Here is an 18,654-nt window from a genome sequence, read left to right as displayed (position 1 = left end):
GACAGCCAGGGCTTTATAACGTGCAGTTAATCAAACATCAGATCTGGATGACTTACTCGTCGTCATTACCACCCAGGTTACCTGCGTTGAGCAACTCGGCCAAGCTCGCCGTTGCTTCTGCCGCGCTCACCTGCGGCACAACTGGCACTTCACCCTGCGCTCTACGACGCATACGATCCTGGTGATAAGCGTAACCGGTACCGGCTGGGATCAGACGGCCCACGATGACGTTCTCTTTCAGACCACGCAGTTCATCACGCTTACCGGCAACCGCCGCTTCGGTGAGAACACGCGTCGTTTCCTGGAACGATGCAGCAGAGATGAAGGACTCGGTCGCCAAGGAAGCCTTGGTGATACCCAGCAGATCGCGCGAGAAGGTAGCTTCGATCTTGCCTTCAGCCGCAAGCTTACGGTTAGCAATCTTGACGCGTGACACTTCAGCCTGCTCACCTTCCAGGAACTCGGTGCCACCTGCGCTGACGATGGTGCCTTTGCGCAGCATCTGACGAACGATAACTTCGATGTGCTTATCGTTAATCTTAACACCTTGCAGACGGTAAACTTCCTGCACTTCGTTGGTGATGTAGCGGGTAACCGCATGTACGCCACGCAAACGCAGAATGTCATGTGGCGATTCTGGGCCGTCAGAAACAACGTCACCACGTTCCACAATTTCACCTTCAAACACGTTGAGCTGACGCCATTTCGGAATCATCTCTTCGTAAGCATCGCTGCCGTCCAACGGAGAGATCACCAGACGACGTTTGCCTTTGGTCTCTTTACCGAACGAGATAATCCCGCTGATTTCAGCCAGGATCGCAGGCTCTTTCGGACGACGTGCTTCGAACAGATCCGCAACGCGTGGCAGACCACCGGTAATATCCTTGGTACCGCCGGATTCCTGAGGAATACGCGCCAGGGTATCACCCGCACCGATCTGAATGCCGTCTTCCAACTGCACAATCGCTTTGCCCGGCAGGAAGTATTGAGCAGGCATATCAGTACCTGGGATCAATACGTCGTCGCCTTTGGCATCAACGATTTTCAGTGCCGGACGCAGGTCTTTACCGCTACCGGTACGCTCTGCGCTGTCCAGTACCACCAGAGAAGACAAACCGGTCAGTTCGTCGGTCTGGCGGGTAATGGTCTGGCCATCGACCATATCAGCGAAGCGGATGAAACCACTCACTTCACTGATAACTGGCATGGTGTGCGGATCCCAGTTAGCCACGGTCTCGCCACCGTTAACTTCTGCACCGTCACCTTTGCCCATTACGGCACCGTAAGGCACTTTGTAGCTTTCTTTGGTACGACCAAATTCGTCGATCAGCTTCAGCTCGGTATTACGTGAAGTAATCACCAGCTTGCCCGTTGCGTTCATCACGAACTTAACGTTGCTCAGCTTCAGCGTACCCTTGTTCTTCACCTGGATGCTGGATTCAGCAGCCGCACGCGAAGCCGCACCACCGATGTGGAACGTACGCATCGTCAGCTGTGTACCCGGTTCCCCGATGGACTGAGCCGCGATAACGCCGATGGCTTCGCCTTTGTTGATGATGTGACCACGTGCCAGATCGCGACCATAGCAGTTGGCACACACGCCAAAGTCGGTTTCACAGCTAACGACGGAACGCACCTTAACGCTATCGACAGAGTTTTCTTCTAACAGGTCACAGGCTTTCTCGTTCAGCAGAGTGTTACGCGGGATCAGGATATCTGCCGTACCCGGCTTGATCACGTCTTCCGCCGTCACACGACCCAGAACGCGCTCACGCAGTGGCTCTTTAACGTCACCACCTTCGATAACCGGGGTCATCATGATGCCGTTGTGAGTACCACAGTCGTCTTCAGTCACCACCAGATCCTGCGCCACGTCAACCAGACGACGGGTCAGATAACCGGAGTTTGCTGTTTTCAGTGCGGTATCCGCCAAACCTTTACGCGCACCGTGCGTGGAGATGAAGTACTGGAGTACGTTCAAGCCTTCACGGAAGTTCGCGGTGATTGGCGTTTCGATGATTGAGCCGTCTGGCTTCGCCATCAGGCCACGCATACCCGCCAACTGACGAATCTGAGCGGCGGAACCACGCGCACCGGAGTCAGCCATCATAAAGATGCTGTTGAAGGAAACTTGCTGTTCCACCACGCCGTCACGGTTAACCACGTCTTCAACCGACAGGTTTTCCATCATCGCTTTAGCAACACGTTCGTTCGCTGCAGCCCAGATATCGATCACTTTGTTATAGCGTTCGCCAGCGGTAACCAGACCAGACTGGAACTGCTCCTGGATCTCGGCAACTTCGGTTTCCGCTTCTTCGATGATCTCCGCTTTTTTCGCTGGGATCACCATGTCATCGATACCTACGGAAGCACCTGAACGGGCTGCGTAAGCAAAACCGGTATACATGATCTGGTCAGCAAAGATAACGGTCGGCTTCAGGCCCAGGATGCGGTAACAGGTGTTCAGCATCTTGGAGATCGCTTTCTTGCCCAGAGGCTGGTTAACGATCGAGTACGGCAGACCTTTTGGTACGATCATCCACAGGATGGCACGACCAATAGTGGTATCAACCAGCGTGGTCTGATGGACGGTCTCGCCTTCGGTATTTTTGATCTCTTCTACAATACGCACTTTGACACGCGCATGCAGAGAAGCCAGACCGGCGCGATAAACACGTTCAGCTTCTTTCGGGCCCGTCAGAACCATGCCTTCGCCTTTGGCGTTAACACAGTCACGCGTCATGTAGTACAGACCCAATACCACGTCCTGAGATGGAACGATGATTGGCTCGCCGTTCGCAGGTGACAGGATGTTGTTGGTAGACATCATCAGCGCACGCGCTTCCAACTGGGCTTCCAGCGTCAGCGGTACGTGAACAGCCATCTGGTCACCATCGAAGTCGGCGTTGTATGCCGCACAAACCAATGGGTGCAGTTGGATCGCTTTACCTTCGATCAGAACCGGTTCAAACGCCTGGATACCCAAACGGTGCAGGGTTGGTGCACGGTTCAGCAGTACCGGGTGTTCGCGGATCACTTCGTCCAGGATATCCCAAACGACAGCTTCTTCGCGCTCAACCATTTTCTTGGCAGCTTTGATGGTGGTGGCCAGGCCACGCAGTTCCAGCTTGCCGTAGATGAACGGTTTGAACAGCTCCAATGCCATTTTCTTTGGCAGACCGCACTGGTGCAGACGCAGGTATGGACCTACGGTGATAACCGAACGACCAGAGTAGTCAACGCGTTTACCCAACAGGTTCTGACGGAAACGACCCTGCTTACCTTTGATCATATCGGCCAAAGACTTCAGCGGACGCTTGTTGGAACCGGTAATCGCACGACCGCGACGACCGTTATCCAGCAGGGCATCTACCGCTTCTTGCAGCATACGCTTTTCGTTGCGCACGATGATGTCTGGCGCAGCTAGATCCAGCAGACGCTTCAAACGGTTGTTACGGTTGATCACGCGGCGGTACAGATCGTTCAGATCGGACGTCGCGAAACGGCCACCATCCAGTGGAACCAGCGGACGCAGATCCGGTGGCAGTACCGGCAGCACGGTCAGGATCATCCACTCTGGCTTGTTACCCGATTGAACGAACGCTTCCAGCAGCTTGATACGCTTGGTCAGCTTCTTACGCTTGGTTTCGGAGTTGGTTTCGTTCAACTCTTCACGCAGTTGCTCGCACTCGGCTTCCAGATCCATGTTCTTCAACAGGGCCTGAATAGCTTCCGCACCCATCTTGGCGTCGAATTCGTCACCAAACTCTTCCAGCGCGTCCAGATACTGCTCTTCAGTCAGGATCTGACGACGCTCAAGGTTGGTCATACCGCCTTCAACCACCACATAGGATTCGAAGTACAGTACACGTTCGATGTCACGCAGTGGCATATCCAGCAGCAAACCGATGCGGGATGGCAGCGATTTCAGGAACCAGATGTGCGCAGTCGGGGAAGCCAGTTCGATGTGGCCCATACGCTCACGGCGCACTTTAGTCTGGGTCACTTCAACGCCGCACTTCTCACAGATAACACCGCGGTGCTTCAAGCGCTTGTACTTACCGCACAGGCACTCGTAATCTTTTACTGGCCCAAAGATACGGGCGCAGAAAAGGCCGTCACGCTCAGGTTTGAACGTACGGTAGTTAATGGTTTCCGGCTTTTTAACTTCACCGAACGACCATGAACGGATCATGTCTGGCGATGCCAGAGCAATCTTGATCGCATCAAACTCTTCGGTCTTAGTTTGCGCTTTCAGAAACTTTAATAAGTCTTTCACGGATTGGCTCCTGTCGGAGTTAAACCTGTTGGGAACACGCTGCTCTTCATCTTTCAAACTGTAGCCTTGTTGGCTGCCCTCATTCACCCCAGTCACTTACCTGAGTAAGTTCCTGGGAATTCATTCAGTTGCCGCCTTGCTACAGCTTGAAATCTTTTGAGCACCATTGTGCGCCCGTGTGACCTGAACAACCACCCTCAGGTTCCCTAGGCCGGGAACCTGAGCCGGAATAGCGATTAGTCGCCTTCCAGTTCGATGTTGATCCCCAGCGAGCGGATTTCTTTCAACAGAACGTTGAAGGATTCCGGCATGCCAGGTTCCATGCGGTGATCGCCATCCACGATGTTTTTGTACATCTTGGTACGGCCATTGACATCATCGGACTTCACGGTAAGCATTTCCTGCAAGGTGTAAGCTGCGCCGTAGGCTTCCAGCGCCCACACTTCCATCTCACCGAAGCGCTGACCACCGAATTGCGCCTTACCACCCAGCGGCTGCTGAGTTACCAAGCTGTAAGAACCGGTAGAACGAGCGTGCATTTTATCGTCAACCAAGTGGTTCAGTTTCAGCATGTACATATAGCCAACGGTGACCTGACGCTCGAACTGCTCGCCGGTACGGCCATCAAACAGCGTAATCTGACCCGAAGTCGGGATACCGCCCATTTCCAGCAATTGCTTGATTTCAGTCTCTTTCGCACCATCGAAGACCGGCGTTGCGATTGGCATACCTTTTTTCAGGTTCTCTGCCAGACGCATCACTTCATCGTCGCTGAAGGTGTTCAGATCGACTTTCTGGCAAACATCATCGCCGAGATCGTAAGCTTTCTGGATGAACTCACGCAGTTTGGCGACTTCCTGCTGCTGCTTCAGCATTTGGTTGATCTTCTCACCAATGCCTTTCGCCGCCATGCCCAGGTGGGTTTCCAGGATCTGACCAATGTTCATACGTGATGGAACGCCCAGCGGGTTCAGTACGATGTCAACCGGCGTGCCGTTTTCATCGTAAGGCATATCTTCGATCGGGTTGATCTTGGAGATAACACCTTTGTTACCGTGGCGGCCTGCCATCTTGTCACCCGGTTGGATCTGACGCTTAACGGCCAGATAAACCTTAACGATTTTCAGCACGCCTGGTGCCAGATCGTCACCTTGGGTGATCTTACGACGCTTGGCATCCAGCTTCTTCTCGAAGTCAGATTTCAGTTCGTCATACTGCTCTGCCAGCTGTTCCAGCTGGTTTTGCTTCTCTTCGTCGGTCAGGCCCAGTTCCAACCAGCGATCGCGTGGCAGCTTGCTCAGCTTCTCAGCTTCAATACCGCCAGCAACCAGCACCGCATGGATACGTGCAAACAGGCCCGCTTCCAGAATCTGCAGTTCTTCAGTCAGGTCTTTCTTCGCCTGCTTCAGCTGCATCTCTTCGATTTCCAACGCACGCTTGTCTTTTTCCACGCCATCGCGGGTGAAGACCTGCACGTCGATAATCGTACCGGAAACACCGTTTGGTACACGCAGAGAAGAGTCTTTAACGTCAGACGCTTTCTCACCGAAGATCGCACGCAGCAGTTTCTCTTCTGGCGTCAGTTGGGTTTCACCTTTCGGCGTTACCTTACCGACCAGAATGTCGCCACCGGTCACTTCCGCGCCGATATACACGATACCGGACTCATCCAGCTTGGAGAGCGCCGCTTCACCCACGTTCGGGATGTCGGCAGTGATCTCTTCAGGCCCCAGCTTGGTGTCACGAGACACACACGCCAGTTCCTGAATGTGGATAGTCGTGAAGCGATCTTCCTGAACTACGCGCTCGGAGACCAAAATGGAGTCTTCGAAGTTGTAGCCGTTCCAAGGCATGAACGCTACGCGCATATTCTGACCCAGAGCCAGTTCACCCAGATCGGTAGATGGCCCATCAGCCAGCACGTCGCCGCGCTCGATAGGTTCACCCAGACTCACACACGGCATCTGGTTGATACAGGTGTTCTGGTTAGAACGGGTGTACTTGGTCAGGTTATAAATATCGATACCTGCTTCGCCCGGGTACATCTCGTCTTCGTTAACTTTGATAACGATACGGGAAGCATCCACGTACTGGATCACACCACCACGCTTAGCTACGGCAGTCACACCGGAGTCAACCGCAACAGCACGTTCCATACCAGTACCGACCAGCGGCTTGTCAGCGCGCAGAGTTGGTACCGCCTGACGTTGCATGTTCGCACCCATCAATGCACGGTTGGCGTCATCGTGTTCCAGGAATGGAATCAGTGAAGCACCAACAGAAACCACCTGCTGGGTAGAAACGTCCATGTAGTCAACCTGATCGCGGCTGAACAGGCTTGATTCGCCTTTGCTACGACAGGTAACCAGGTCTTCTATGAAACGGCCATCTTCATCCAGGTTGGAGTTCGCCTGGGCGATAACGAAGTTGCCTTCTTCAATAGCAGACAGATAGTTGATCTCATCGGTCACCACGCCGTCACGCACGCGGCGGTACGGGGTTTCCAGGAAGCCATACTCGTTGGTCTGCGCGTACACAGACAGGGAGTTGATCAGACCGATGTTCGGACCTTCCGGCGTTTCGATTGGGCACACGCGACCATAGTGAGTCGGGTGTACGTCTCGAACTTCAAAGCCCGCACGTTCACGGGTCAAACCGCCTGGGCCCAATGCAGAGATACGACGTTTGTGCGTGATCTCAGACAACGGGTTGTTCTGGTCCATAAACTGAGAAAGCTGGCTTGAGCCGAAGAACTCTTTCACCGCCGCCGAAATCGGCTTGGCGTTGATCATGTCTTGAGGCATCAGAGTGTCCAGATCGCCCAGAGACAGACGTTCTTTCACCGCACGCTCAACACGCACCAGACCGACACGGAACTGGTTCTCCGCCATTTCGCCAACGGAACGGATACGACGGTTGCCCAAGTGGTCGATGTCGTCCACTTCGCCTTTACCGTTACGGATATCGATGAGCTTCTTCATCACTTCGATGATGTCGTCTTTGCTCAGGATGCCCGAACCTTCGATCTCGTCACGCAGCAGAGAACGGTTGAACTTCATCCGGCCAACCGCAGACAGATCGTAGCGGTCTTCAGAGAAGAACAGGTTCTCGAACAGGCTTTCCGCCGCTTCACGCGTTGGTGGTTCACCAGGGCGCATCATGCGGTAAATTTCTACCAGCGCGCTCAGGCGATCGGTGGTCGGATCGACACGTACGGTTTCAGAGATGTACGCACCGTGATCCAGATCGTTGGTGAACAGCGTTTCGATACGCTTATGACCAGACTGGCTCAGCTTGGCCAGCAGATCCAGCGACAGCTCCATGTTGGCAGCACAGATCAGCTCACCAGTATTGGTATCGATATAGTCCTTCGCGACCACTTTGCCCGCGATGTATTCAACCGGTACTTCAATACTCTTAATTTCGTCTTTTTCGAGCTGACGGATATGACGAGCGGTGATACGACGGCCTTTCTCAACGTAGATCTTGCCGTTGGCTTCAATATCAAAGGTCGCAGTTTCACCACGCAGACGCTCTGGAACCAGTTCCATCTGCAGTTTGTTGTCACGGATCTCGAAAACAATTTTTGCAAAGAACAGATCAAGGATCTGCTCAGTGGTGTAATTCAGGGCGCGCAGAATGATAGTCGCTGGCAGTTTGCGGCGACGGTCAATACGCACGAACAGGTTGTCTTTCGGGTCAAACTCGAAATCCAGCCATGAACCACGGTAAGGGATAATACGTGCGTTATACAGCACTTTACCCGAGGAGTGGGTTTTACCCTTATCGCTGTCGAAGAACACACCCGGGCTACGGTGTAGCTGGGATACGATAACCCTCTCAGTACCGTTAATCACGAAGGTACCGTTTTCGGTCATGAGCGGAATTTCGCCCATATAGACTTCTTGTTCCTTGATGTCTTTGACCGTACCTTCTGGCGCTTCACGCTCGTAGATAACCAGACGCAGTTTTACCCGCAGCGGCGCAGAGTACGTCACACCACGAATCTGGCATTCTTTGACGTCAAACACCGGCTCACCAAGACGGTAGCTAACGTATTGCAGCTCCGAATTGCCACTGTAGCTCTGGATAGGGAAAACAGAACGGAACGCGGCTTCTAGGCCGTGCTGCCCTTCTGGATCTTGCTCGATAAACTTCTGGAACGAGTCAAGCTGGATAGAAAGGAGATAAGGTATGTCCAAAACTTGTGGACGTTTACCAAAATCCTTACGAATACGTTTCTTCTCGGTATAGGAGTAAACCATAGGGTTCCTCAGCTCGCTGGAAAGTCGAACCATTTGTCTGCCCAGAATCAGGACAGTTCATGCAACACCATTTTGTCGATCGGAAAGCAGGAATACTTTCCGCAATACTCGTTTCTATCACGCTTAAATCATTTCATTGCCTTTGCAACAGATTCGGCTGCAGCAGGGAGAGCAGTATATTAAGTCGTCGATAGAAAGAAATATTGGGGTTAGCCAGTAGCCAAACAGTGTGAAACTCTACTGACACCCTACAGCGCAAAAAGGCTGGTGACCAAAAAGTCACCAGCCATCAGTCTGTTAAGCCAGACTGCACTCTGAGAAGTTAAACTTATTTAACTTCAACAGAAGCACCAGCTTCTTCCAGAGATTTTTTCAGAGCTTCAGCGTCGTCTTTGCTGATGCCTTCTTTCAGTACTGCTGGAGCAGATTCTACCAGGTCTTTAGCTTCTTTCAGGCCCAGACCGGTTGCGCCACGTACTGCTTTGATAACAGCAACTTTGTTACCGCCAACAACAGACAGAACAACGTCGAACTCAGTTTTTTCTTCAGCAACTTCAGCAGGACCTGCAGCAACAGCCACAGCAGCAGCAGCAGAAACGCCGAATTTTTCTTCCATAGCAGAAACCAGCTCAACAACGTCCATTACGGACATGGCAGCAACGGCTTCCAGGATTTGGTCTTTAGTGATAGACATAGCAATTGTTCCTAAAATTCAGAAATAGTTTAAATACGTTAGCAAAGGCTAAGAAAGAGTGGCTTATGCCGCTTCTTTCTGATCGCGCAGAGCAGCCAGAGTGCGAACCAGTTTGCCGGCAGCGGCTTCTTTCATGGTTGCCATCAGGCGTGCGATTGCTTCATCGTAAGTAGGCAGCGTTGCCAGGCGGTCAATTTGTGCCGCAGGGATCAGCTCACCTTCAAAGGCCGCAGCTTTAACCTCGAATTTTGCATTCGCTTTCGCGAACTCTTTGAACAGACGAGCAGCAGCGCCCGGGTGTTCGTTAGAGAATGCAATCAAGGTTGGACCGACAAACGTGTCTTTCAGGCATTCGAATGGAGTGCCTTCAACTACGCGACGCATCAGAGTGTTGCGAACAACACGCATGTAAACGCCAGCTTCACGACCTGCTTTACGCAGTTCAGTCATTTTATCAACGGTAACGCCGCGGGAATCCGCAACAACCGCAGACAGCGCGCCTTTGGCCACTTCGTTGACTTCAGCAACAATCGCTTGTTTGTCTTGAAGATTTAATGCCATTAGCTTTTTGCTCCTGGATTAGCCGGGGAAAATCCCCGGAACTCACTTCACTTATCCCCTTGTGTAACCACGCAGTGACAAGCGGCTTAACACGGTGAGCAGAATCCAGCAAAGACCATTCTTTTAAAAAGAAAAAATTTCTTTAGGCTCTGTCACCGTCTACGCAGGAAAATTAAGTGCTTTAGGGCACACCTGCGGTCTTGGACGGAGGCCTGGATAGGCCAGGCTCCAACCGAAAAATCTGTTGTTTTGCTTTAGCAAAGCTACAGCAAAACCTTGGGGCATAAGATTCTAGGTGAATATTTACCCCAAGTCAAAGCGATAATCGCTGGGCGATCAGTTCGCTGCAGCAGACAAGCCGCTTTGATCGATAGCCACACCAGCACCCATGGTGGTGGAGAGGCTAACTTTCTTGATGTACACACCTTTCGCCTGAGAAGGTTTTGCTCTTTTCAGAGCAACCAGCAGGGCTTCCAGGTTTTCTTTCAGCTTGTCTGTATCGAAATCAACCTTACCGATTGTGGTATGGATGATGCCGTTTTTATCGTTACGATAACGCACCTGACCTGCTTTAGCGTTTTTCACCGCTTCAGCAACGTTCGGAGTAACGGTACCCACTTTCGGGTTTGGCATCAGGCCACGTGGACCCAGAACCTGGCCCAGTTGACCCACAACGCGCATTGCATCCGGGGAAGCAATAACAACGTCGAAGTTCATTTCGCCTTTCTTGATCTGATCGGCCAGATCTTCCATACCTACCAGCTCTGCGCCAGCCGCTTTAGCAGCTTCAGCGTTAGGGCCTTGGGCAAATACAGCAACGCGAACGGAACGACCGGTGCCGTGAGGCAGAACGGTAGCACCACGTACGTTTTGGTCTGATTTACGAGCGTCGATGCCGAGGTTAACAGCAACGTCAACGCTTTCTACGAATTTAGCGGTGGCCAGCTCTTTCAGCAGAGCAACAGCTTCGGTGATGTCATACTGTTTAGTAGCATCAACTTTGTCACGGATCACGCGCATGCGCTTGGTCAGCTTAGCCATCTCTTAATCCTCCACTACCAGGCCCATGGAACGAGCAGTACCTTCGATTGAGCGAGTCATCGCTTCAACGTCAGAACCAGTCATGTCCGCAGCTTTGGTTTCTGCGATGTCACGTACCTGAGCACGAGTCACTTTACCCACTTTGTCTTTGTTCGGCTTGCCGGAACCAGACTTAACACCAGCCGCTTTTTTCAGCAGAACTGCTGCTGGCGGGGTTTTGGTAACAAAAGTGAAGGAGCGATCAGAATAAACGGTAATAACAACCGGGATCGGCAGACCTTTTTCAACGCTATCAGTCTTAGCGTTAAAAGCCTTACAGAATTCCATGATGTTAACACCTTGCTGACCCAGAGCTGGACCGACTGGCGGGCTCGGGTTAGCCATACCAGCTGCAACTTGCAGCTTGACATAGGCTTGTACTTTCTTGGCCATTGAAATTTCCTCGTATGGGTAGTATCGCCTCCTGAGAGGCTCCCCGTGTTTTACCCCGCTCCAAGAGCGAGGCATCTAAAAACAAAAGGCGCGAAATTGTAGTTCAATTCCGCGCCTCTTACAAGCAACAAATCCGCCTACACTACTGACGAATTGATCAACCTTTCTCGACCTGACTGAAGTCCAGTTCTACCGGTGTTGCACGGCCAAAGATCGAAACAGAAACCTTCAGGCGGCTTTTCTCATAGTCCACTTCTTCAACTACACCGTTGAAATCTGCGAATGGACCATCATTGACACGCACCAGTTCACCCGGCTCAAACAACGTTTTCGGACGCGGCTTATCACCCACCTGCTGCAGGCGGTTCATAATCGCATCAACTTCTTTGTCGCTGATCGGTGCCGGACGATCGGAAGTTCCGCCGATGAAGCCCATAACGCGAGGAACGCTGCGCACCAAGTGCCAGCTAGCATCATTCATCACCATCTGGACTAATACATAACCAGGGAAGAATTTGCGCTCACTCTTGCGACGCTGGCCACCACGGATTTCAACCACTTCTTCCGTAGGAACCATGACTTCGCCGAACAGCTCTTCCATATCGTGCAGCTTGATGTGTTCACGCAGTGATTGAGCTACGCGACCTTCAAAACCGGAAAACGCCTGAACGACGTACCAACGCTTTTTTGGGGCTTCAGACATTTTAGAACCTCAGGCCAGTAATAAACGATACCAGGCGGACCAGAATACCATCCAGCCCCCACAGAATCAGTGACATCACGGCGGTTACCGCAGCAACAATCAACGTGGTATGTAACGTTTCCTGACGAGTTGGCCAAATCACCTTGCGCACTTCAGTGCGCGCTTCGCGTGCAAACGCGACAGTGGCTTTGCCTTTGGTGGTCATCAGTGCCACTGCACCAGCAACAACAATGATCAATACAACTGCCAGTGCACGCAATGGCAGGCTGAAATCACGGTAATAATAGTTACCGACAATAGCCATAACCAGCAGAACGGCGACGATCAGCCACTTAGCCACTTCAAGGCCACGTCCGCTCCCTTGAGCCTCGGTATTCGCACTCATAAACCAACCTGTCACAATGATTCAAACAAATAACTTTGCCTCGCTATGCGAGGCAAACCAAACCGATCAGATGCTGCTTAACAACACTCGGTGTTTTACGCCATGACGTATTCCATTCAATACGGTTTAAGAGCCCATCTCACCAATGATTATGACTGCAAAATCGCTGATGAGATAGGTTCTAGTTCACAGCGTATAAAAAGGGCATCAAATGATGCCCTTTTACCGCATGTCGCGTCAAATATTATCAGCGATTAAGCGATAACTTTGGCAACAACGCCCGCACCTACAGTACGACCGCCTTCACGGATTGCGAAACGCAGGCCGTCGTCCATTGCGATTGGGTGGATCAACGTGACTTTCATATTCACGTTGTCACCTGGCATGACCATCTCGATGCCTTCTGGCAGTTCGATGGTACCGGTCACGTCAGTAGTACGGAAGTAGAACTGTGGACGGTAGCCTTTGAAGAATGGAGTATGACGACCACCTTCTTCTTTGCTCAGGATATACACTTCTGAATCGAACTGAGTGTGTGGTTTGATTGAGCCTGGCTTCGCCAGAACCTGACCACGTTCGATATCTTCACGCTTGATACCACGCAGCAGAACACCCACGTTCTCACCCGCACGGCCTTCGTCCAGCAGTTTGCGGAACATTTCTACGCCAGTACAGGTAGACTTAACGGTGTCTTTGATACCAACGATTTCAACTTCTTCACCCACCTTGATGATACCGCGCTCAACACGACCGGTAACAACGGTGCCACGACCAGAGATGGAGAATACGTCTTCGATTGGCAGCAGGAATGGCTTGTCAATCGCACGCTCTGGTTCTGGGATGTACGAATCCAGGTAACCAGCCAGTTCGATGATCTTCTCTTCCCACTCTGGCACGCCATTCAGCGCTTGCAGAGCTGAACCACGAACCACTGGCAGATCATCACCCGGGAAGTCATAGGCAGACAGAAGTTCACGCACTTCCATTTCTACCAGCTCCAGCAGCTCTTCATCATCAACCATGTCACATTTGTTCATGAACACGATGATGTAAGGAACGCCAACCTGACGGCCCAACAGGATGTGCTCACGGGTCTGTGGCATTGGGCCATCAGTTGCAGCAACCACCAGAATAGCGCCGTCCATCTGAGCAGCACCGGTGATCATGTTTTTCACGTAGTCGGCGTGCCCTGGGCAGTCAACGTGCGCGTAGTGACGAGTCGGGGTATCGTACTCAACGTGAGAAGTGTTGATGGTGATACCGCGCGCTTTTTCTTCTGGCGCGTTATCGATCTGGTCGAAAGCACGTGCGCTACCGCCGTAGGTTTTAGCCAGTACGGTGGTGATTGCAGCAGTCAGGGTAGTTTTACCGTGGTCAACGTGGCCGATAGTACCGACGTTAACGTGCGGTTTTGTACGTTCGAACTTTTCTTTAGACATCGATTGTCCCTCTAAGACACGGATAAATCGGTGATATCACCACATCAACCAAGCATTTGCTTGTTGAATCCAGAACAGAAAGAAAATCAGGGGACGAGGAATTAAGAAGTGGTGCTGATAGGCAGATTCGAACTGCCGACCTCACCCTTACCAAGGGTGCGCTCTACCAACTGAGCTATATCAGCACATCTTGGAGCGGGCAGTGGGAATCGAACCCACATCATCAGCTTGGAAGGCTGAGGTAATAGCCATTATACGATGCCCGCATCCTGGAACTCGGCTACCTGACTTTATCTGTGAATTTGTAGGTGCGAGAAAGAATCGTTTGTCACTTAACTCTGCACCCTTCGTGCCAATGGCTTTTGCCATCTTGCGCGAATTCTAGAAAGCTTGCACTTTCTCCATGAAGGCCTCTGCCTCCATGCTTTGATTCTTTTACCAGAATCGAATTTGGTGGTGGGGGAAGGATTCGAACCTTCGAAGTCTGTGACGGCAGATTTACAGTCTGCTCCCTTTGGCCGCTCGGGAACCCCACCTAATTTTAACTACTGTGACTTGATTGGTGCCGGCTACCGGAATCGAACTGGTGACCTACTGATTACAAGTCAGTTGCTCTACCTACTGAGCTAAGCCGGCATCAAGTGCAGCGCATTCTAGGTAGAGCTGGCGGGCTATGCAACAAAAAATTTGCGTTCCGCGCACTATCGCTCATAAATCATGCGATTTTGCCTGTTCGCTAGCCATTACTCCCTCAGGATATGCTCATACCTAATCAGAGCAGATGCTATTTTGTACAATTTTATTTATTCTTTGCAAGGGTTCCTCAACGCTTTTCCATGTTGACCGACGCCTAACTCGCTTTTTGACAAAAAATTTGTGATCGTGCTCGATACACTGGATCAGTAAAAACTCCCTCGTATAAAAAAGTACTTTAAATTCCCTTCGCACAATCCCTCTTCACACACCGCCAACCAGCCAGAGAATGGCTTCATTACCGAAAGATAATGCTTAATCAACGGCATACCTGTCCGCCCTATCGGCATAAATTCATACTAATTCGGTAACATTTACGAAAAATGTCTACGCCAAAAACGAAGCTGTCTATAATATGCAGTTTGTTTATTATCTGGAGTTGGCGTCTGACGCCGTTCCCAACCTGCGTTAACAGGCAGAATTTGGCTTATGATAAAAAGAGAGCAATCTTTAGCAACGCCATATCTTCAGTTCGATCGTACCCAGTGGGCTGCATTGCGCAATTCGGTACCGCTGACGCTGTCGGAAGAAGAGATTGTTAAACTGAAAGGGATTAACGAGGATCTCTCTTTGGAAGAGGTAGCACAGATCTATCTACCACTTTCACGACTGCTGAACTTCTACATCAGCTCCAACCTGCGTCGCCAAGCGGTTCTAGAGCAATTCCTGGGCACGGATGGCCAGCGCATCCCCTATGTTATTGGTATTGCAGGCAGCGTAGCCGTGGGTAAAAGTACGACGGCACGTTTGTTACAGGCATTGCTGAGCCGTTGGCCCGAGCATCGCAGCGTAGAGTTGGTGACTACAGATGGTTTCCTGCATCCGAACAAGGTGCTGAGCGAACGTGGTTTGATGAAGAAAAAAGGATTTCCACAGTCCTATGATATGCACAACTTGGTGAAATTCGTTTCGGAAGTAAAATCAGGGGCCAAATCTGTCACCGCTCCGGTCTATTCTCATTTGATTTATGATGTTGTTCCAGAAGGCAATAAAGTTATTGAACAGCCTGACATCCTGATTCTCGAAGGCTTGAACGTCCTGCAAAGCGGTATGGATTATCCTCACGATCCCCATCGCGTCTTTGTCTCTGACTTTGTCGACTTCTCAATATATGTAGATGCCCCAGAAGAGTTATTACAATCGTGGTATATCAACCGTTTTTTGAAATTCCGCCAAGGTGCCTTCTCTAATCCGGACTCTTATTTCCACAACTATGCGAAGCTTCCAGAAACGGAGGCGATTAGCATCGCTACACAGTTGTGGAATGAAATTAACGGATTGAATTTACATCAAAATATACTTCCAACACGCGAGCGTGCCAGCCTGATCATGACCAAAAGTGCCAATCATGCTGTCGAAAGCGTGCGACTGCGGAAATAAGGATAAAATAAGAGAGACTATCAACCTCTCTTATTTCGCAATATCAGCTAGCACTGCGTAAAGAGATCTCACCACCAATAAAGGGTTTAATAACGCCCTCCTGTTCAAGCAGTAATGCTCCTTGTTGGTCGATGCCTCTGGCAATACCAAAAATCTGCTGTTCGCCAATTAAAAGTTTAACGGGTCGATCAATAAAATTATCCAGTTGGCGCCAACGGGAAATAAATGACGATAACCCTTCGATTTCGAATTGCTGTAATGATTGGCGTAACTCATTAAGTAAAGTTGCAGCTAATTCATTGCGATCAATATTGATCCCTGTTTCTTGTAGATTAACCCAACGTTGATCGATCTTATTAGCATGCGTTTCACGCATCGCCATGTTAATACCAGCACCGAGTACCAGTTGCGCCGCATCGCCTGTCTTACCCGTCAGTTCAACAAGTATGCCAGCCAGTTTACGGTCATTAAGATACAAATCATTTGGCCATTTGACTCGGACTTGCTCTGCCCCCAGACGTTGCAACACTTCAGCCATCACAATACCAATGACCAAGCTCAACCCCATTGCAGCAGCAGGCCCTTGTTCAAGACGCCAGAACATAGATAAATAGAGATTCGCACCAAAAGGTGAGATCCACTGGCGCCCACGCCGACCACGGCCTGCCTGCTGATATTCTGCAACACAGGCATCACCAGATTCTAGATCTGCCACTCGGTCCAGCAGATACTGATTCGTTGAATCGACAACCGGTAAAACCGTTACACGCTTATCTTCCAGCATGCTGAGAATACGTTCAGCATCCAGTAAATTCATTGCCGCTGGCAGGCTATAGCCTTTTCCTGGCACGGTGAACACATCCAGCCCCCATTCCCGGATCGTCTGAATATGCTTGTTAATAGCCGCTCGGCTCATACCCAGAAATTCACCCAAATGCTCGCCAGAATGAAACTCGCCATCAGCGAGAAGTGAGATAATCTTCAGCGGTACTTTGGTATCTTTCATGAAAGAACCTCGATTGCATCCAGTTCACCACTCGCTCCGATAAAACGCACCTCAGGCTCTAACCAGACATCAAATTTCTCTGCCACCGTATTACGCACATACCTTGCAAGTGCAACCACATCCTGACTACTAGCATTGCCGGTATTCACCAAAACCAATGCTTGTTGACGGTGTACTGCAGCACCACCAATCTGATATCCCTTTAACGAACACTGATCGATGAGCCAACCTGCAGCCAATTTGACTTGCCCGTCCAACTGCGGGTAATGAGGCATCGTTGGATAAGTGACAAGCAGCGTATCAGCCAGCTCCTTGCTTACAAGCGGGTTTTTGAAGAAACTGCCTGCATTGCCCATAACCCGTGGATCCGGCAGCTTGCTACGCCGCATGGCACATACCGCATCAAAAACTTGCTGTGGCGTAACAGTCTGTTGATCCAGTTTACTAAGCTCACCGTAGTTTAAGAGAGGGTTCCACTGCTTATTGAGCCGTAAACCGACACCTACAATGACATAGCCAACTTTAAACTCGTGTTTAAACACGCTTTCACGATAGCCAAATTTGCAGCGCTCAGAGCTCATACGGTCGATCTCACCAGTAGTCAGATTAAGCAGATCGACATATTCACAGACATGTTTCAATTCCAAACCATAGGCACCAATATTTTGGATTGGCGCAGAACCTACCAGGCCAGGAATCAGTGCGAGGTTTTCCAATCCGGGGATTTCTTGTTCAAGGGCCTTGCTTACTAGATAGTGCCAATTCTCACCAGAGCTGACATGAAGATGCCAAGCATCATCCTCTTCTCTGACTTCAATACCTTTCAGGCTATTGACCATGACAGTACCGGCAAAATCTTCTAAGAAGAGGACATTACTCCCTTCACCGATCACCAACAGTGGCTCCTGGCGCTTTTGCGCTTTCTGCCAAGCCTTGAGCATCATTTCAATTTTTTCAGCAATAACCAAATGCGCCGCGTTAGCTGGGAGTGCAAAGGTATTGTGTTTTTTTAAAGAAGTGTTTTCAGTAGACATGACGTTAAATACTCTGGCGTAATAAATTATCATCTAGTCTACTCGATTCGGCCAATATGGCTATTATTTGTTTTTATTGCTCTGAGTTTTTATCATCATTTTTTAATAAAAAATAGAAAAAGTCATTAAGATCATATTGATATGAATACTACATTATTTATAGTAATTCGGCACTCTGAGTTATATAAGTTTTATAAATATTATATATATCTATGAATATTAGATTAATAATTAAAACTAAATTATTTAGGATATTTCAGATAGTAGTCTTCGCTATATTTAATCATTCATACACGAAGGCTGGAGCAGATAAAAGAATTAATAAAGCTTGTTAACACGGTGACCTCAACGCAAAAAGGCCATCCTTGCGGATGGCCTTTTTGCGTGTTTGATGCCTGGCAGTGTCCTACTCTCGCATGGGGAGACCCCACACTACCATCGGCGCTACGGCGTTTCACTTCTGAGTTCGGCATGGGGTCAGGTGGGACCACCGCGCTATTGCCGCCAGGCAAATTCTTTCTCATTCCAGCCGTTACATCACATACTCCTCTCTCGTATGCACGCAACCACCAGAACCAATCCGGAACATCCCCTGACACTCAAACCATCGTACTACTCTCTCTCAAAACACCTTCGGTGTTGTTAGGTTAAGCCTCACGGTTCATTACTACTGGTTACCTCA

Annotated in this window: 12 protein-coding genes, 4 tRNA genes and 1 rRNA gene; 1 reads left to right on the top strand and 16 read right to left on the bottom strand. The window is 50.3% G+C overall.

What is annotated here, in order from left to right; genetic code table 11:
- Window positions 1–52: 52 nt before the first annotated feature.
- The 13 genes from rpoC to IV04_RS23055 all read right to left on the bottom strand — a co-directional run bounded on the left by rpoC (window position 53) and on the right by IV04_RS23055 (window position 14,435).
- Window positions 53–4,279 carry a DNA-directed RNA polymerase subunit beta' gene (gene rpoC, locus IV04_RS23115; protein WP_037403575.1) on the bottom strand — a complete coding sequence of 1,409 codons (4,227 nt, stop codon included), beginning with the start codon at window positions 4,277–4,279 and terminating at the stop codon, window positions 53–55.
- Window positions 4,280–4,515: 236 nt separating this feature from the next.
- Window positions 4,516–8,544, bottom strand: a complete 4,029-nt coding sequence (gene rpoB, locus IV04_RS23110) for a DNA-directed RNA polymerase subunit beta (RefSeq protein WP_037403553.1) — start codon at window positions 8,542–8,544, stop codon at window positions 4,516–4,518.
- 328 nt (window positions 8,545–8,872) lie between these two features.
- On the bottom strand, window positions 8,873–9,238 hold the full coding sequence (gene rplL / locus IV04_RS23105; RefSeq protein WP_037403551.1) for a 50S ribosomal protein L7/L12: 366 nt from the start codon (window positions 9,236–9,238) through the stop codon (window positions 8,873–8,875).
- Between the two features lie 63 nt (window positions 9,239–9,301).
- Entirely contained in the window at window positions 9,302–9,799 is a 498-nt protein-coding gene (rplJ, locus tag IV04_RS23100) for a 50S ribosomal protein L10 (RefSeq protein WP_020828745.1), read from the bottom strand.
- 336 nt (window positions 9,800–10,135) lie between these two features.
- Window positions 10,136–10,840: a 50S ribosomal protein L1 gene (gene rplA / locus IV04_RS23095; protein WP_037403549.1), complete on the bottom strand. Its 705-nt coding sequence runs from the start codon at window positions 10,838–10,840 to the stop codon at window positions 10,136–10,138.
- Window positions 10,841–10,843: 3 nt separating this feature from the next.
- Entirely contained in the window at window positions 10,844–11,272 is a 429-nt protein-coding gene (gene rplK, locus IV04_RS23090; RefSeq protein WP_037403548.1) for a 50S ribosomal protein L11, read from the bottom strand.
- A gap of 157 nt (window positions 11,273–11,429) precedes the next feature.
- Window positions 11,430–11,975 (bottom strand): transcription termination/antitermination protein NusG, encoded by a 546-nt coding sequence (nusG, locus tag IV04_RS23085; RefSeq protein WP_004929914.1) that lies wholly within the window; start codon window positions 11,973–11,975, stop codon window positions 11,430–11,432.
- A 1-nt stretch (window position 11,976) separates the two neighbouring features.
- The gene (secE, locus tag IV04_RS23080; protein WP_037403547.1) at window positions 11,977–12,360 is read right to left on the bottom strand and encodes a preprotein translocase subunit SecE; all 384 of its coding nucleotides are present in this window, start codon (window positions 12,358–12,360) and stop codon (window positions 11,977–11,979) included.
- Window positions 12,361–12,614: 254 nt separating this feature from the next.
- Window positions 12,615–13,799: an elongation factor Tu gene (gene tuf, locus IV04_RS23075; RefSeq protein WP_037403546.1), complete on the bottom strand. Its 1,185-nt coding sequence runs from the start codon at window positions 13,797–13,799 to the stop codon at window positions 12,615–12,617.
- A 109-nt stretch (window positions 13,800–13,908) separates the two neighbouring features.
- A tRNA-Thr gene (locus tag IV04_RS23070) sits at window positions 13,909–13,984 on the bottom strand.
- Window positions 13,985–13,990: 6 nt separating this feature from the next.
- Window positions 13,991–14,065, bottom strand: a tRNA-Gly gene (locus tag IV04_RS23065).
- Window positions 14,066–14,250: 185 nt separating this feature from the next.
- Window positions 14,251–14,335: transfer RNA gene (locus IV04_RS23060), tRNA-Tyr, on the bottom strand.
- A gap of 24 nt (window positions 14,336–14,359) precedes the next feature.
- A tRNA-Thr gene (locus IV04_RS23055) sits at window positions 14,360–14,435 on the bottom strand.
- Window positions 14,436–14,981: 546 nt separating this feature from the next.
- Here IV04_RS23055 and coaA point away from each other — a divergent pair.
- Window positions 14,982–15,932 (top strand): type I pantothenate kinase, encoded by a 951-nt coding sequence (gene coaA, locus IV04_RS23050; protein WP_037403543.1) that lies wholly within the window; start codon window positions 14,982–14,984, stop codon window positions 15,930–15,932.
- 43 nt (window positions 15,933–15,975) lie between these two features.
- Here coaA and birA read toward each other — a convergent pair whose 3' ends face one another.
- From birA to rrf, 3 genes are all read right to left on the bottom strand, one after another.
- The gene (gene birA / locus IV04_RS23045; protein WP_037403541.1) at window positions 15,976–16,938 is read right to left on the bottom strand and encodes a bifunctional biotin--[acetyl-CoA-carboxylase] ligase/biotin operon repressor BirA; all 963 of its coding nucleotides are present in this window, start codon (window positions 16,936–16,938) and stop codon (window positions 15,976–15,978) included.
- Window positions 16,935–17,972, bottom strand: a complete 1,038-nt coding sequence (murB, locus tag IV04_RS23040) for a UDP-N-acetylmuramate dehydrogenase (protein WP_037403539.1) — start codon at window positions 17,970–17,972, stop codon at window positions 16,935–16,937. Before murB ends, birA begins: the two co-directional genes overlap by 4 nt.
- Before the next feature lie 393 nt (window positions 17,973–18,365).
- Window positions 18,366–18,481 (bottom strand): 5S ribosomal RNA (rrf, locus tag IV04_RS23035).
- Window positions 18,482–18,654 lie beyond the last annotated feature (173 nt).

Source organism: Serratia sp. Ag1 (assembly GCF_000743355.1).
In the GTDB taxonomy this organism is placed as follows: Bacteria; Pseudomonadota; Gammaproteobacteria; order Enterobacterales; family Enterobacteriaceae; genus Chania.
The sequence above is the reverse complement of the archived record's forward strand: the minus strand, read 5'-3'. Positions and strand labels throughout refer to the sequence as shown.